The sequence below is a fragment of the uncultured Paenalcaligenes sp. genome (assembly GCF_947630565.1).
Taxonomy (GTDB): Bacteria; Pseudomonadota; Gammaproteobacteria; order Burkholderiales; family Burkholderiaceae_B; genus Paenalcaligenes; species Paenalcaligenes faecalis.
Genome location: NZ_CANRIC010000018.1, coordinates 20,152 through 35,758 on the forward strand (window position 1 = coordinate 20,152; position 15,607 = coordinate 35,758).

Consider the following 15,607-nt stretch of genomic DNA (forward strand, 5'->3'; position numbering starts at 1 on the left):
AAATCACAATTCCATTCTACCTACCCCGCTGCCTCAGGCAAGCGTTCTAATGTAATGTAGAATGACGGAAAAATTGCAATTTTTTTTAAAATAACGAGATTTATTTAATTTAAATCAAAGACTTATACTCAAAAAACCCTAAAAAAACAACATACCTCAATGTTACAATTTGCTCGGCATGTCACCTGCTAGTTACAAGTATATTAGGGTTTACACTGAATTAATGTAGTTTTTGTAGGTCTATACGTTCAGCTCGATTTAGTGCTGTCGCAACCTTTAAGCGCAAGGCTTCGGTGTGTGCACCTAAAATCTCTTGTTTTATCGCGGGTATCTGAGAGGCAGGCATAGAGAAACAACGCAAGCCTAAACCTAATAGCATACGAGTAAGGCGGATGTCCCCAGCCATCTCGCCACAAACAGAGACAGGCTTACCATAAGTTTGCGCTCTATTGATGGTGTGCGCAATTAAACGTAATACTGCCGGGTGCATCGGGTCATATAAATCAGCCACCTCGGCATCCGTCCGATCAACTGCCATCACGTACTGAATTAAATCATTGGTGCCTATAGATAAAAAATCTAAGCTTTGCGCAAAAGGCTCTATAGCAATCGCAATCGCCGGTACCTCAACCATTGCACCCAACTCAATTTGACGTGCATGTTCTATGCCATCAGCAAGTAAACTTTGTTCAGCCTGATCCAGTGCAACTCGAACAGCATACACCTCTTCCATCGTAGATATCATCGGTATCAAAATGCGGACCAATCCAAACTGCGAGGCCCGTAATAATGCCCGTAGTTGAGTTTGAAAAAGATCAGGATTCGCCAAACAATAACGTATAGCGCGTAAGCCCAACGCCGGATTCGTTGCGACGGTTTGTTCGCCATCTAAGGTTTTGTCTGCCCCAATATCCAATGTGCGGATTGTGACAGGACGACCTTGCATAGCCTTTACTACAGACGCATACGCCTCGAACTGCTCTTGTTCGGAAGGTAAGTCAGCACGGCCCATAAACAAAAACTCACTGCGAAATAAGCCTATACCGTCAGCGCCTACATCAGAGGCAGCCTGCGCCTCTGGAGGAAGCTCTATGTTTGCCTCAAGTAGAATTCTCATGCCATCTAACGTCATCGCAGGCGTATCACGCAGTTGAGACAACTGCTCACGTTGTTGTAAATGCTGTGCTTGTAGTTTTCTATACTGCTGTAAAACAAGCTCAGAGGGATTGATTATCACCACCCCTTTAAACCCATCCACAATCAACATATCCCCATCACGCACCATACGACGCAAATTCACTAAGCCGACTACGGCAGGGATATTCATACTTCGTGCCACGATAGCGGTATGCGAGGTAGGGCCACCCAAATCAGTTAAAAAAGCAGAAAAACGCCCTTTACGTAAACGCAACATATCGGCGGGCGAAATATCTCGGGCCACTACAATTAAGCCAGCCTCAGTCGCATCTGCCGAAACAACCAAAGCATGCTGATGCGCAGCCTGCCCACTTAAAATTAGCAATACCCGCTCGATGACTTGCCGTATATCAGCGCTACGTTCTCGTAAGTAGGCATCTTCAATTTGCTCAAACTGAGCGATTAGCGCCTGCCCCTGAGTGGTCAATGCCCATTCGGCGTTATAAAAACGATCTCGAATCAGATCACTGCTTTGCTCTCGCAGCATGGGGTCATCTAATAATAGACGGTGCACCTCTAATAAGGGCGCTATTTCACGAGGTGCGTCTGCGGATAACTGTTGAGATATCAACAACAAATCATCTCTCGCCTTATCCATAGCTTGGTATAGACGAACGCACTCATCGTCCACGGCAGACACATCAATATAATAATGAGGAACCTCTAATGCGGCGGCCCCCATCACCGCAGCCCTACCTATAGCGTAACCATTAACCACACCCTGGCCTGCCACGGTACACATTGCCGTATTGATTCGCTCTGCCTGCTGCTGCATCAGCTTTCCTCGCCAAATTTATCCGCAAAAAGCTGAACAATAGCCTCTAATGCTTGATCTGCATCTGAGCCTTCGGTATCTACTGTCACGGTCACACCAAGCCCCGCCGCTAACATCATTACACCCATAATGCTTTTCGCATTAACTCGTTGCGCACCACGAGCAATAAAAACTTCGCTTTGGAAGGTTCCCGCAAGTTGAGTCAGTTTTGAGGCTGCACGAGCATGCAGACCCAATTTATTCGTAATTACAATATCTACTGATGGCATACGTTATAACTATAAAAATTAAGGCGCGGTAGGTGCTTGATGCACAATACCACGCTGGGTTGCAGACAAAACGTTTTCAATTAACAGCTCTATCGTGTCAGATCTATCCGTCAAGGCTTTGATGAGCATGCAAGCATTAACGCCTGACAACAAATGGACTTTTTGCCCCCTAAGGCTCAGTTGGCGCTGGACCCCCGCAGCAATATGATATGGCGTTGAACCGTATAAATCACATAGCAACAAGACATGCGGCCTGGTGCTTGGGCGAAGATCTGCTACTAATTTTGTAATCCAAGGGTCCGGAAAATCAGTAGGCAAAATATCTGCGACAACCACATCTGGGGTCGCCTGCAATACATGTTGGGCACATGCAACCAATGCCTGACCAAGTGGCGCGTGCGTAACCAGCACAACAGCCACCTGAGCTGCCTTAGCCATTTTCTACCGCTGCTGTCAACGCCTCGGCAAATAGAGCCCCCACATCGCAATCTGTTTGCTCCGTGATCTCTACAAAGCAGGTAGGGCTAGTCACATTAATTTCAGTCACATAGTTACCAATCACATCTAGCCCCACTAAAAACAAGCCTCGTTCGACCAGTTTTGGTGCAATAGTATTCGCAATATGCCAATCATGCTCACTGAGAGGCTGAGCAACACCACGGCCACCTGCCGCCAAGTTACCTCGGGTTTCACCAGCCAAAGGGATACGAGCTAAGCAGTATGGGACTGGTTTACCATTGATAATGAGAATACGCTTATCCCCGTCTACAATTTCAGGAATATAACGCTGTACCATTAAGCTTTCAGTGCTGTCTTTACTGAGCGTTTCTAAAATAGCCCCAACGTTAACTTCGCCTTCTCGCATACGGAAAATCCCCATGCCCCCCATGCCATCTAACGGTTTAACGATCACGTCTTTGTGCTGCTTATGAAATGCACGAATCCGCTTCATATCACGTGTAACTAATGTAGTAGGCGTAAACTGCGGAAATTCAGTGATCGCTAGTTTTTCAGGATGATTACGTAACGCTGAACCCGTGTTAAAGACCTTTGCCCCTTGTTCCTCGGCAAAGCTAAGCAAATGCGTGGAGTAAAAGTATTCCATATCAAATGGGGGGTCTTTACGCATAATCACTGCGCTAAAGTGATTAAGCTCAACGTCAACCGTTGCACCCGTAACACTCCACCACTGCGGCGCATGCAAATCAGCTTGCTCGGCAATATGAATAGGTAGAGCAACAGTCTTAACTCGACCATCATCAATATACAAATCAGACTGCAAAGAAACGCTAATGGTGTGATTTTTTGCAATGAGGGCTCGCATCATTGCCACTGACGTGTCTTTATAGGCGGATAAGCTGGAGAGTGGATCAATAATAAATAAAACGTGCATGATCATTCCTGAAATAAACCCCTTCGCAACCCAAAGGCCGCGAAGGGGTGAAAGCAAATTGCGTAAACGTGATTAAGCGGTTTTCTTGCGTGGCGCAAGCACCATCACCATCTGTCTGCCTTCAAGACGAGGGAAAGATTCGACCTGACAAATCTCTTCGACGTCATCGCGCACACGTTCTAAAACACGCATACCTAGCTCTTGGTGAGCCATTTCGCGCCCTCTAAAACGTAGTGACACTTTGACCTTATCCCCATCCTCGATGAAACGACGCACATTACGTAGTTTTACGTTGTAATCGCCATCATCCGTAGCCGGACGAAATTTCACCTCTTTGAGCTGGACCACTTTTTGTTTGGCACGCGCCTCTTGTTGACGTTTTTGTTCCTGATAGCGGAACTTGCCGTAATCCATTAAACGACAAACCGGTGGAACTGCCGTAGGCGAGATTTCCACTAAGTCGATTTCGTTTTCTTCGGCCATTTCTAACGCCTGAGCCATTTTTACAATGCCAAGCTGTTCACCCTCAATACCAATGAGTCGCACTTCATTTACACGGATTTCACCGTTAATGCGATGTTTCTTTTCGGTTGCGATGTCTAAGACTCCCAAAATAAATAAAATAATCTATGCCAGCATGAGTCAATGATTATTGACGTGTATCAATATCATTGTGTAGCCGTTGAGCAAAATCGGCCAGTGGCATAACCCCTAAATCGAGGCCCCCACGACCGCGAACTGCGACCGTACCTGCCTCACGCTCTTTATCCCCCACAACCAAGATGTAAGGGACTTTTTGCATACTGTGTTCCCGAATTTTACGGGTGATTTTTTCGCCACGCAAATCACTGTTCACTCTGAGGCCTTTAGCCTTGAGCTCATCTGCAACTTGTTTAGCATAATCGGCGGAAGATTCTGCAATACAACAGACTACCGCATGCTCTGGAGCTAGCCACACAGGCAAAGCACCAGAGTAGTTTTCTAATAGAATACCAATAAATCGCTCAAAAGACCCTAAAATTGCACGATGCAGCATCACAGGGGTGCGTCGTTGGTCTTGAGCATCCACGTATTCCGCCCCCAAGCGGGCCGGCATAGAGAAGTCAACTTGAATTGTCCCACATTGCCAATGGCGGCCGATCGCGTCTTTTAGCGTGTATTCCACCTTAGGGCCGTAAAAAGCCCCATCGCCCTCTGCAATTTCAAACTCACAATTCGTGCGACGTAAGCTTTCCATTAATGCCTGTTCTGCCTTATCCCAGACAGCATCATCACCAATACGTTTTTCAGGGCGAGTAGCTACCTTGTAAAGAATTTCAGTAAAACCAAAATCCTTATACACGTTTTGCAACAGTGCCGTAAAATTAATGCACTCTTGTTGTAACTGGTCTTCTGTACAGAAAATATGACCATCATCCTGAGTAAAACCACGCACACGCATCATGCCATGTAATGATCCAGATGGCTCATTGCGGTGACATTGCCCAAACTCACCATAGCGCAAAGGTAGCTCACGATAGGAGTGAAAGCCTTGATTGAAAATCTGCACATGACCTGGGCAATTCATGGGTTTCAACCCATATACACGATTCTCGGACTCTGTGGTAAACATGTTTTCCGAGTAGTTATCCCAGTGACCCGTTTTTTTCCAAAGCGACAAATCAAGAATCTGAGGTGCCTTTACCTCTTGGTAGCCATTTTGTTGGTACACCTTGCGCATGTACTGCTCGACCTGCTGCCAAACAGTCCAACCTTTTGGATGCCAGTAAATAAGACCAGGCGCTTCTTCGTGAAACTGGAATAACCCTAACTCACGACCTAATCGACGATGGTCACGTTTTTCAGCCTCTTCAAGCATATGCAAGTAGGCTTTTTGGTCCTCTTTAGTCGCCCAAGCCGTGCCATAAATGCGCTGTAGCATTTCGTTGTTGCTATCGCCACGCCAGTAGGCTCCTGCCACCTTCATTAACTTAAAGACTTTAAGTTTACCGGTAGATGGCACATGCGGGCCACGACACAAATCAATAAAATCGCCTTCGCGATAGAGACTAATCGTCTCTCCTGAAGGGATTGATTCGATTAGCTCAGCTTTGTAGGATTCGCCAATGCTTTTAAAAAAGGCAACTGCCTCGTCACGATCCCATTCCTCTCGGGTCACAGGAATATCTGCACGTGACAGCTCTGTCATCTTTTGCTCAATCGCCTCTAAGTCTTCGGGCGTAAAAGGACGCTTGTAAGCAAAGTCGTAATAAAAGCCATTATCAATAACTGGACCAATCGTTACTTGTGCCTCGGGATATAGTTCTTGTACAGCATAAGCAAGCAAGTGAGCCGTAGAGTGACGAATCACATCTAAGCCCTCTTCGTCTTTGGCAGTAATAATCGCCAAATGCGCATCCGTGTCGATAATATAGCTAGTATCAACTAACGCAGGCTCAGTTCCTTGTGTCGTCACTCGCCCTGCAAGAGCTGCTCGCCCTAAGCCAGTACCAATTGAATGAGCCACGTCACCAACAGAAACAGGCCCATCAAAGGAGCGCTGTGAACCATCGGGTAAGGTAATCTGAACCATACAACATCCTAAAAATAAAAAACGCGGCTCCATGGCCGCGTTTAAGGTATCTGTGATTGGCTTGAATCAACGAGCGAACACAATGCGGCCAAGTTATTGTCGCCAGCTAGTAGTTCGCGTTATGGTCATCTGTCATGCACCTGATTCAAGAATAATAATTGATTTAAGTTTACCACTTACCCACTACTCTCGCAGCCCAAAAACAAAAAAAACGTAAAAAAACAGAAAACCGATAATTCATTGTTGCAAAGCAACTACGATTTAGGCTATATTTAGTTCTTTCCAAGACTGCTGATCATACCGACATCACATAAAAGCCCGTTTTGGAAAATAAACTTGACACAAAAATAACCATTGGTTATAGTTACATTTTTAGGCGGTTAGCTCAGTTGGTTAGAGCGCTACGTTGACATCGTAGAGGTCGCTGGTTCGAATCCAGTACTGCCTACCAGAATTCATGTTTCAATGGCTACCACACGTAGTCATAGATGCTCAAAAACCCGCACAGTCATTGGCTTTGCGGGTTTTTTGTTGCCTGTTTGTTTCTTATTCTGCCCAATGCTGCCCGCGCATAATAAGGGTACATCCAAAACTCTAGTGACTAACTGCCTCACACCACAATGCATTGTATTAACAAAAACACGGCAGCTGTAGAGATCAGTAAATATAGTTTTGTATCGAGTGAGTAGCAATTAACGTTTTTCATTTTGACCCTATGGAGGAGGATGAGCCTGCGATATTCTTAGCTGTTCTCGCTGATGTAACCAAGGCTCGTGGCATGACCCAAATAACCAAAGATGCAGGTGTAAGGCGTAAAAAAAGCGCCACAAAGGCACTCTAGATCGTCAGATCTGTTCTATTACTTCCTATCTTAGCTATGCAGGACTTGGAGAAAAAGACACAAAGCTACACCTATCGAACATACAAGGAAGGCAGAGGTTACATATAACAAAGCTGCTGAGCCATTTTCTCAAAGCCACACCGTTTATCAAGGCAGGCTACAATGGAGGCTCATTAAGGAATCATATGTTAAAACTTCAACCCCGTGAGCGGGAGTATTTGTTCGAAATCAATGCCATATCTAAGGATCAAGATGACAGCCTTATATTTGTGGGCATGACAAAAGACGAATCAGTCTGGTATTTGGACTATTTACAAGCATCTTTCAAGGGAATAGTAGATCGCGATGGCGAGAACGAGGCCCGTTACCTATCTTTGCATGACAAAAACGAGGATGCGCGTCGCGCAATTCTAGCCTCAGAGTCTCTGATGCAATCTTTCCCATCTATTGACGAGCAATAAACAGCACATCACCCAAAAACCCGTCTCAATGACTTGAGCGGGTTCATTGTCATCCTACATACAGGTTAGAGCTAATCGCTGCTGGCTGTTGCTAGGATATTACTTACATAGCCTAGCGCACACTCTTCTATTGGCCTGTTGCTAATTATAGTTAAAAATACTAGGCCTATTTTGATATACGTATAGAGCGATAGCCTTTAAAAAAACACTAAAAACCATCGATACCCCATCAATGTATTTTCAAATGGAAGTCATAAGAAAGGCCAAACCCGATACAACCCTGAGTTTGGCCTTTCTTAGTCATATCTCGCCCGTTTAACAGGGCCAAATATTAAAGAGCTTCGATGTGAGTAGCACAAGGGCCTTTTTGGCCATTTCCAGCTACGAACGAAACTCGTTGATTCTCTTCAAGGGACTTGTACCCTTCCGCTTGGATTTCTGAATGGTGAGCGAAGAGGTCTTTACCGCCGTCTTCAGGCGTAATGAAACCAAAGCCTTTCTCATTATTGAACCACTTCACAATACCGATTTCTTTTTTCAATGCAGATCCTAAATATAAACACGGGAAAAATCTCCCTAAATCAATATGACAGCTCTACCTGATAAAAGATAGCATTATTACAAATGAGAAGTGTCACCAAAACAACGCAAAAGGTGTCTCCCTCTCTTTTGCAATGATAAAGACTATACATATCAAGCCTACTCACCAACAAAAAACACAGTGACATACCTGTCTACCTATTGATTTTTCTCATACCAAAACTAGGTTACTTGTACAATATGTTGTGCTTTTTCATCAATTGGAAGACAAGCTATATGGTTTTTGTTAAAAAACAGCCCTGTAACAAAAATCGCGCTATTTAATGGTCTAGCGCAGACAAATCGATTATTCTAATTACAAATAACCCACTCTTTATTTATATTTATTTTTTATTAGAGGCTAATAATGAGGATAGGAATCCCCAAGGAAACGCTACCCGGTGAAACTCGGGTGGCTGCGACCCCTAAAACAGTAGAGCAATTACTCAAACTTGGCTTTGAGGTGTGGGTTGAGCATGACGCTGGTAAAACAGCGCATTTAGAAGACAGTGCTTATGCAGCGGCCGGCGCAACCTTGGCTGATCGTAAAGACGTTTGGAACTGTCCGATTCTCTTCAAGGTCAACCCTCCTAGTGATGCTGCTGTTGATATGATGCAACCAGGAACTATTTTGATTAGTTTTTTCTGGCCTGCACTCAACTCCGGACTACTACAACAGCTACAAGACAAAAAAATCACGGTTTTAGCGATGGATATGGTGCCTCGCATGTCACGAGCACAAGCGATGGATGCCCTATCTTCGATGGCAAATATCAGTGGTTATCGTGCCGTAGTTGAGTCTGCTAGTGAGTTTGGTCGCTTCTTTACCGGGCAAATCACAGCTGCTGGACGTGTCCCCCCTGCTGAGGTGCTTGTGATTGGTGCTGGTGTCGCAGGCCTATCCGCCATTGGGGCTGCTATGCAGCTAGGTGCGATTGTCAAGGCCTTTGATACTCGCTTAGAAGTGGCCGAGCAGATTCAGTCAATGGGCGGCGAGTTTTTAAAACTCGATTTCCCAGTGCAATCAGGCAGTAGTGGTGATGGCTATGCCTCTACCATGAGTGATGAATTCATCGCAGCAGAGATGAAACTGTTTGCGGAGCAGGCTAAACAAGTCGATATCATTATTACGACAGCAGCAATCCCCGGTAAAACAGCACCTATCCTCATCACCAAAGAGATGGTAGATAGCATGAAACCGGGCTCTGTTATTGTGGATTTAGCTGCCCCTACAGGCGGTAACTGTGAATACACCGTAGCGGACAAAATGATCATTACCGACAATGGCGTTAAAGTGATTGGATACACGGATTTAGTTAACCGTTTACCCGGTCAGTCCTCTCAACTGTACTCCACAAACATCGCTAACTTAGTTAAGCTCATGACCCCAAATAAAGATGGGCAAATGCAGTTGGACTTTGAAGATGCCATAGTTCGCAATATGACCTTAACGCATGATGGTGATCTAATGTATCCGCCACCTGCTATACAAGTCTCTGCGGCTCCAGCCAAAACCAAGCCCGCAGCCATTATTAAAAAAGAACCACCTAAACCTATGCCTTTATGGCAGAAACTTATTCCTTTAGGTCTTGGAGCGTTACTCTTTTTATGGCTAGGTGCTAATGCACCAGCAGCTTTTTTAAATCACATGATCGTTTTTGTGCTGTCCTGTGTCGTCGGTTACTACGTAGTGTGGAATGTCACCCATTCTTTGCACACCCCCCTGATGTCCGTCACAAATGCCATCTCTGGCATTATTGTAGTAGGTGCATTGTTACAGATCGGTCAGGGTAATTGGTTTGTATCCGTATTAGCGTTTATCGCTATCTTAATTGCAAGTGTGAATATTTTTGGTGGCTTCTATGTAACACGCCGTATGCTAAAAATGTTCCGCAAAGACAATGACTAAGCGCAGGAGTAAAAAACAATGTCTCAAGGTATAGTGACTGCAGCTTATATTGTTGCTGCAATTTTATTTATTTTAAGTCTGGCCGGTTTATCTAAACAAGAATCAGCTAAAAACGGTAATTACTTTGGTATTGCGGGGATGGCGATCGCCCTGATCGCAACCATTTTTAGTGATCATGCCTCTGGCATGGCGTGGATTATCATAGCCATGGCTATCGGGGCAGCAATTGGTATTTACAAGGCACATAAAGTCGAAATGACTGAAATGCCGGAACTTATTGCGCTATTACACAGCTTTGTAGGTATGGCCGCTGTTTTAGTTGGATATAACAGTTATCTCAATGCGCATACCGTTGCCGCAGACATGCATACCATTCACTTGGTTGAGGTCTTTATTGGGGTATTTATTGGTGCGATCACCTTTACTGGCTCAATTGTGGCCTTTGGTAAGCTCAATGGCAAAATCTCCAGCAAACCACTAGTGTTACCGTTTAAACATGGCTTAAATCTTGCTGCACTCGTTGTATCGGCCTTACTGCTCATGTGGTTCATGAAGGTTGATGGCTCGTTATTCCCACTCATTTTGATGACCTTAATCGCCTTTGCTTTTGGCTGGCATTTGGTTGCCGCCATTGGTGGTGCCGATATGCCAGTTGTGGTCTCTATGTTGAACTCCTACTCAGGCTGGGCCGCGGCGGCGGCAGGTTTCATGCTTGAAAACGACCTATTGATCGTCACAGGGGCTTTAGTGGGGTCTTCAGGTGCTATTCTGTCCTACATTATGTGTGCAGCGATGAATCGCTCCTTTATCTCTGTTATTGCCGGTGGTTTTGGTTCGGATAGCAGTGGCAGTAGCGCCGAAGAGCAAACAGGCGAACACCGTGAAATCCAACCCGCTGATGTGGCTGACATGCTTAAAAACGCAAGCTCCGTCATCATCACTCCCGGCTATGGAATGGCTGTGGCTCATGCGCAAAATGCCGTCGCTGAAATTACCAGCATTCTACGTCGCCAAGGCATTACGGTTCGCTTTGGTATTCATCCAGTTGCAGGACGACTACCTGGTCATATGAACGTTCTCTTAGCCGAGGCCAAAGTTCCTTATGATATTGTCTTGGAAATGGATGAGATCAACGATGACTTTTCTGACACGGATGTGGTGTTAGTGATTGGCGCCAATGATACGGTTAACCCATCTGCCGCCACTGACCCAAACAGCCCAATTGCAGGGATGCCGGTTTTACATGTGTGGGAAGCACAAAATGTGATTGTCTTTAAGCGCTCCATGAGCTCTGGCTATGCAGGCGTACAAAACCCGCTCTTCTTTAACGAAAACAGCCATATGTGTTTTGGTGATGCTAAAGAAACCGTAGAGAAAATCCAAAAAGCACTCTAAGTGTTTATTTGCTGATCGTTTTGCCCTTTGCCATTATCTGGCAAAGGGCTTTTTTATTGGCTCTATAAATGAAGCTGCATCATTTGGTGGTCTATATCAGCATCTTTATAAACCTCGCCATAAGCACTAAAACCATAGCGAGTATAAAAGCCTAAAGCATGAGTTTGTGCTGATAAAAAAACAGCCGTCTCACCGCGATCACGGGCTATTTCAATTAATGCACGTAATACCTGCGCCCCCGCTCCTGAACCTCGGTAGGATGGCAGTACTGCCATACGCCCTATATGAGCATTGGGTAATAAACGCCCTGTTGCAATAGGTTTTTTATCCACATACAGTACTGCATGCTGACACTCCACATCCAGATCATCCATTTCAATGCTAATGGGAACCTGTTGTTCTTGAACAAACACCGTATAGCGAATGCCTGCAGCATCGGCTTTTAGCGTAGTCCAATCGCCTGTTTTTATTTCAAAAATCATCCTATTTCCTACTGATTTGCTACACTTAATTGCTTTACGACTAGATGTTCTCTAGACAGCAACACATTACCTGCTTTTCCCTCCAGTATGAAAAAAATACGTCAGATAACAATGCCACCCCCTACTCTTTATGGCTAATGGGATTAGGTATTTTTTGCGCTATTGGTATTTTATCAGCGCTTAATCACTTTACCGAACAACCTTGGTTAATGATTGCCGCAGGCTCTACCGGTTTATTATTGTTTGCATACCCCTCTAGCCCGTTTTCTCAGCTTAAAAATGTCATTGGCGGACACGTTTTAGCTTCATTGATAGGATTAGCTTGCTTTCACTGGTTAGGTGCAGAGTGGTGGTTTTTGGCCATAGCCTGTGCTGCCAGCGCCATGTTAATGATACGTCTAAATGTGGTACATCCACCTGCAGCCAGTAATCCTTTAGTGGTTTTTGCTGCTAGCAGCCCATGGTCTTTCGTGTTGTTTCCCATGTTGTTTGGTGTAATAGCCCTATTTTTAAGCGCTAAACTCTATTGGTATTTACACCGCCGATTCATTTAATAATAAAAATGCCTCTAGAACATCAGCGTCCTAGAGGCGTTTAATCGAATAAAAAAAATTAGCGTACAAAATGCATTTTAAAATTCTTACCCTTAATACCCGCATCGCGTAAACGGTTTAATGCCGACTGCGCTACACGTCGGTCAATGGCCACATGTGTCACCACCATCCCCACATTAATTTTACCCACCTGCTCTCTGGTTAGGCCCACATCACCCGTCAAGGCACCTAAAATATCACCTGGGCGCATTTTATCGCGCTTACCACCAATAATCACAATGGTTTGCATGGGTGCTTTTTCAGGCTTTGCATCTGAGGCAGGACTAGGTAGAACCTGCCAGCTGGTATCTACCTGACTTTGTACATGCAGTTGCTTTAAAAAAGCACTATCGGAGCCATCACATAAGCTCAAGACCAAGCCTTTTTGATCCACCCGTCCTGTACGTCCAATCCTATGTGTATACACCTCTGGTTGATGTGGTAGCTCTACGTTAATCACAGCAGGTAACTCTGCAATATCTAGGCCTCGTGCTGCCACATCGGTGGCCACCAAAATAGAGCTACTGTGGTTAGCAAACTGAATTAGGACCTCGTCCCGGTCACGCTGATCTAGATCACCATGGAGCACTAACGCACTAAATCCTAGACTACGCAAGTGATAGGTCAAGCTGTCACAGTTTGCCTTAGTATTACAAAACAACAAAGCTGAACTAGGCGCGTAATGCAAAAGCAATGACTCCACCGCCTCAAAACGTTCAGTCTCTGGTACGTTATAAAAACGTTGCTCAATTTGAGCTTTGCTAACCTGTGTTTCTACTGTGACATGAACCGCATCACGCACAAACAACGTGGCGTCTTTACCAATAGTGTCTGGATACGTCGCTGAATACAGTAGGGTCTGACGGTGTTTAGGGCATGCCGCTACAATTTGCGCCATATCATCGTAGAAACCCATATCAATCATACGATCTGCTTCATCAAGCACTAAGGTATTGATTGCAGTAAAGTCCATCGACTGCGCATCAATATGGTCTAGGATGCGACCCGGAGTGCCCACAATAATATGCACACCATGTGCCAGTGAATCGACCTGACGTTGCATGGGAACGCCGCCCGTAATCACCATGATTTTTACATTGGGAATAGCACGGGCTAAACGACGTAATTCCTCGGCAACTTGCGTAGCGAGCTCTCGGGTGGGACACAGCACCATGGCTTGTGGACGCAACCGTTCTGTTTTAATTTTTTGTAATACGCCCAAACCAAACGCAGCGGTTTTACCGCTGCCCGTTTTTGCCTGTGCAATCACATCATGACCTTCTAATATCAAAGGCAAACTCTGAGCTTGAATGTCAGTCATATGCGTAAAGCCAAGCTGCTCAAGGGTATCAAGCAAAGCGGGCTGCAGGGGTAACTGGTTAAAAGAAGATAAAGCGGTCATGCTCACACCTAAGAAAAAGAATTTAAGAGCTATTGTATCGCGCTCGCTACAGTTTTTCGTTAAATGACCGCAAACGCATTGAAATATATACAATATGAGCTCCCTCACTAATTATGCTCATAATGAGCTTAAAAACATGCGCGAATTTTTAGCTCGTAAAAACATAGAGTTTTCCTTACGCCGTTATGGCATAGAAACCATGAATTACATGACGCTAGGTTTGTTTGGCTCATTAATTATTGGCTTAATTTTAAAAACCACGGGTACGTGGTTAGAGTGGGATTGGCTAGTTCATATAGGCAGCTTGGCGCAATCAGGCCTAGGTGCCGCCATCGGTGTAGGCGTTGCATATGGACTACAAGCCCCACCCATGGTGATTTTCAGTAGTGCTATGGTGGGCTCATTAGCCATTAGCGTAGGGGGCGGCCCTATAGGCGCCTTTGTCGCAGTAGCTGTCAGCAGCGAATTGAGCAAGCTAGTCAATAAAACCACCCCTATTGATATTATTATTACACCCGCTACAGCACTCATTAGCGGCATGCTTGTTGCCCAATGGATCGCTCCCTATCTAGGTGAACTCATGCGCGCTACAGGTCAAACCATTGAATGGGCTATGACCTTACAACCTTTTTTCATGAGTATTATTATTTCCGTCATTATGGGTATGGTGCTTACTGGCCCTACGTCTAGTGCAGCCGTCGCCATATCCTTAGATTTAGGTGGTTTGGCAGCTGGTGCAGCCACAATAGGATGTTGTGCTCAGATGATCGGTTTTGCCGCCATGAGTTATAAAGAAAATGGCAGCTCAGGGGTCTTAGGTGTAGGTTTAGGCACCAGCATGCTGCAGTTACCCAATATTATCCGTAACCCTTTTATCTGGTTGCCGCCCTTAATTACCTCTGCCGTCTTAGCTCCCATTGGTACATTGGTTTTCAAAATGGAAAATATCGCTACTGGAGCAGGTATGGGAACTAGCGGTTTTGTAGGGCAGGTCGGCACGCTTGCTGCTATGGGGCACTCATCCCATGTGTGGTTATCTATGGCGTTAATGCACTTTATCTTTCCAGCACTTTTGTGTTTGTGTATAAGTTGGTGGATGCAACGCAAAGGCTGGATCAAAGTGGGCGACCTTACCCTAAAAAATTAAGCCCCTGTTTTTACCACTGTGGCCGAGCGCCCCCACGCACAGGCCACTGCGCAATCTCGCCCCGCTGCACAGTACGCAATACACATTGCACTAACATATTTATCCCTACATGACGACGGAAATAGTGTTCTAGCACTGAGCCCAACACATACGGGCTCAGTCCAGCAAAAGCGGTTTCATCCATCTCTAAGGTAATTTTCACCCCTCGCCCAAAAACAATGGGGCCAGCGATAGGTAAGCGCTGATGAATGACGTCGGACCGCACCTGATGCACGCCCTGCTGCTGTAAGCGCAAATGGGGATCACTTTGATTGGCATGTATAGCTAAGAGACGCTGTAAATGCTGCACCGCTTGCTCTGGGGAGCATTGATCAAAAGCAAAATGATGTTGTTCTAGCTGATTGATCAAACGCCATGCATATTCGCCTTGGGCCAAAGGCGCTCTAGGCTGGCTGGGCGCTCGTAAGATTTTAATGCCATCAATCGGAGCAGAAATATTTCCGAAAATAACTGCCTTTAAAAAATATAAATCTTGGCAAAAAACACGACTTTGGTTGATTACGGTAATACCATAATTTATATATTAACATGC

16 protein-coding genes and 1 tRNA gene are annotated in these 15,607 nt (G+C 45.3%); 7 read left to right on the forward strand and 10 right to left on the reverse strand.

From position 1 onward, the window contains the following. Positions 1-220 precede the first annotated feature (220 nt). The 6 genes from ptsP to thrS all read right to left on the reverse strand — a co-directional run bounded on the left by ptsP (position 221) and on the right by thrS (position 6,206). Positions 221-1,972, reverse strand: a complete 1,752-nt coding sequence (ptsP, locus tag Q0Z62_RS05305; RefSeq protein WP_298051773.1) for a phosphoenolpyruvate--protein phosphotransferase — start codon at positions 1,970-1,972, stop codon at positions 221-223. After that, a complete protein-coding gene (locus Q0Z62_RS05310) occupies positions 1,972-2,241 on the reverse strand; it encodes an HPr family phosphocarrier protein (protein ID WP_298051776.1) in 270 nt (89 codons plus the stop codon). The genes ptsP and Q0Z62_RS05310 overlap by 1 nt, the downstream gene beginning before the upstream one ends. 18 nt (positions 2,242-2,259) lie before the next feature. Further along, positions 2,260-2,679, reverse strand: a complete 420-nt coding sequence (locus Q0Z62_RS05315; RefSeq protein ID WP_269899883.1) for a PTS sugar transporter subunit IIA — start codon at positions 2,677-2,679, stop codon at positions 2,260-2,262. Continuing rightward, on the reverse strand, positions 2,672-3,634 hold the full coding sequence (gshB, locus tag Q0Z62_RS05320) for a glutathione synthase (RefSeq protein WP_298051784.1): 963 nt from the start codon (positions 3,632-3,634) through the stop codon (positions 2,672-2,674). Before gshB ends, Q0Z62_RS05315 begins: the two co-directional genes overlap by 8 nt. Before the next feature lie 72 nt (positions 3,635-3,706). After that, a complete protein-coding gene (gene infC, locus Q0Z62_RS05325) occupies positions 3,707-4,246 on the reverse strand; it encodes a translation initiation factor IF-3 (protein WP_269899885.1) in 540 nt (179 codons plus the stop codon). 37 nt (positions 4,247-4,283) lie between these two features. After that, the gene (gene thrS, locus Q0Z62_RS05330) at positions 4,284-6,206 is read right to left on the reverse strand and encodes a threonine--tRNA ligase (RefSeq protein ID WP_298051786.1); all 1,923 of its coding nucleotides are present in this window, start codon (positions 6,204-6,206) and stop codon (positions 4,284-4,286) included. A gap of 374 nt (positions 6,207-6,580) precedes the next feature. On the opposite strand from thrS, the gene Q0Z62_RS05335 reads away from it, so the two are divergent. From Q0Z62_RS05335 to Q0Z62_RS05340, 3 genes are all read left to right on the forward strand, one after another. Further along, positions 6,581-6,657 (forward strand) — tRNA-Val (locus Q0Z62_RS05335). A 264-nt stretch (positions 6,658-6,921) separates the two neighbouring features. Further along, the gene (locus Q0Z62_RS10725; RefSeq protein ID WP_367180535.1) at positions 6,922-7,047 is read left to right on the forward strand and encodes a hypothetical protein; all 126 of its coding nucleotides are present in this window, start codon (positions 6,922-6,924) and stop codon (positions 7,045-7,047) included. Between the two features lie 275 nt (positions 7,048-7,322). After that, positions 7,323-7,508, forward strand: a complete 186-nt coding sequence (locus tag Q0Z62_RS05340) for a hypothetical protein (protein WP_298051789.1) — start codon at positions 7,323-7,325, stop codon at positions 7,506-7,508. A gap of 331 nt (positions 7,509-7,839) precedes the next feature. On the opposite strand, the gene Q0Z62_RS05345 is transcribed toward Q0Z62_RS05340, so the two are convergent. Beyond that, entirely contained in the window at positions 7,840-8,049 is a 210-nt protein-coding gene (locus Q0Z62_RS05345; protein ID WP_269899891.1) for a cold-shock protein, read from the reverse strand. Between the two features lie 405 nt (positions 8,050-8,454). Between Q0Z62_RS05345 and Q0Z62_RS05350 the strand changes: the two genes are divergently transcribed. Next, positions 8,455-9,996, forward strand: coding sequence for a Re/Si-specific NAD(P)(+) transhydrogenase subunit alpha (locus tag Q0Z62_RS05350; protein WP_298051792.1), 1,542 nt, complete (start codon positions 8,455-8,457; stop codon positions 9,994-9,996). Positions 9,997-10,014: 18 nt separating this feature from the next. Continuing rightward, entirely contained in the window at positions 10,015-11,391 is a 1,377-nt protein-coding gene (gene pntB, locus Q0Z62_RS05355; RefSeq protein WP_298051795.1) for a Re/Si-specific NAD(P)(+) transhydrogenase subunit beta, read from the forward strand. 62 nt (positions 11,392-11,453) lie between these two features. On the opposite strand, the gene Q0Z62_RS05360 is transcribed toward pntB, so the two are convergent. Continuing rightward, on the reverse strand, positions 11,454-11,873 hold the full coding sequence (locus Q0Z62_RS05360; protein ID WP_298051799.1) for a GNAT family N-acetyltransferase: 420 nt from the start codon (positions 11,871-11,873) through the stop codon (positions 11,454-11,456). Positions 11,874-12,010: 137 nt separating this feature from the next. Between Q0Z62_RS05360 and Q0Z62_RS05365 the strand changes: the two genes are divergently transcribed. Further along, positions 12,011-12,427 carry an HPP family protein gene (locus tag Q0Z62_RS05365; protein ID WP_298051802.1) on the forward strand — a complete coding sequence of 139 codons (417 nt, stop codon included), beginning with the start codon at positions 12,011-12,013 and terminating at the stop codon, positions 12,425-12,427. A gap of 58 nt (positions 12,428-12,485) precedes the next feature. On the opposite strand, the gene dbpA is transcribed toward Q0Z62_RS05365, so the two are convergent. Next, entirely contained in the window at positions 12,486-13,868 is a 1,383-nt protein-coding gene (dbpA, locus tag Q0Z62_RS05370; protein ID WP_298051805.1) for an ATP-dependent RNA helicase DbpA, read from the reverse strand. A 94-nt stretch (positions 13,869-13,962) separates the two neighbouring features. Here dbpA and Q0Z62_RS05375 point away from each other — a divergent pair, with 94 nt between their 5' ends. Beyond that, the gene (locus Q0Z62_RS05375) at positions 13,963-15,015 is read left to right on the forward strand and encodes a PTS transporter subunit IIC (protein WP_298051808.1); all 1,053 of its coding nucleotides are present in this window, start codon (positions 13,963-13,965) and stop codon (positions 15,013-15,015) included. A gap of 10 nt (positions 15,016-15,025) precedes the next feature. Here the strand turns inward: Q0Z62_RS05375 and Q0Z62_RS05380 are convergent, their stop codons facing one another. After that, positions 15,026-15,595, reverse strand: a complete 570-nt coding sequence (locus Q0Z62_RS05380; RefSeq protein WP_367180536.1) for a type VI secretion system baseplate subunit TssF — start codon at positions 15,593-15,595, stop codon at positions 15,026-15,028. Positions 15,596-15,607: the final 12 nt, after the last annotated feature.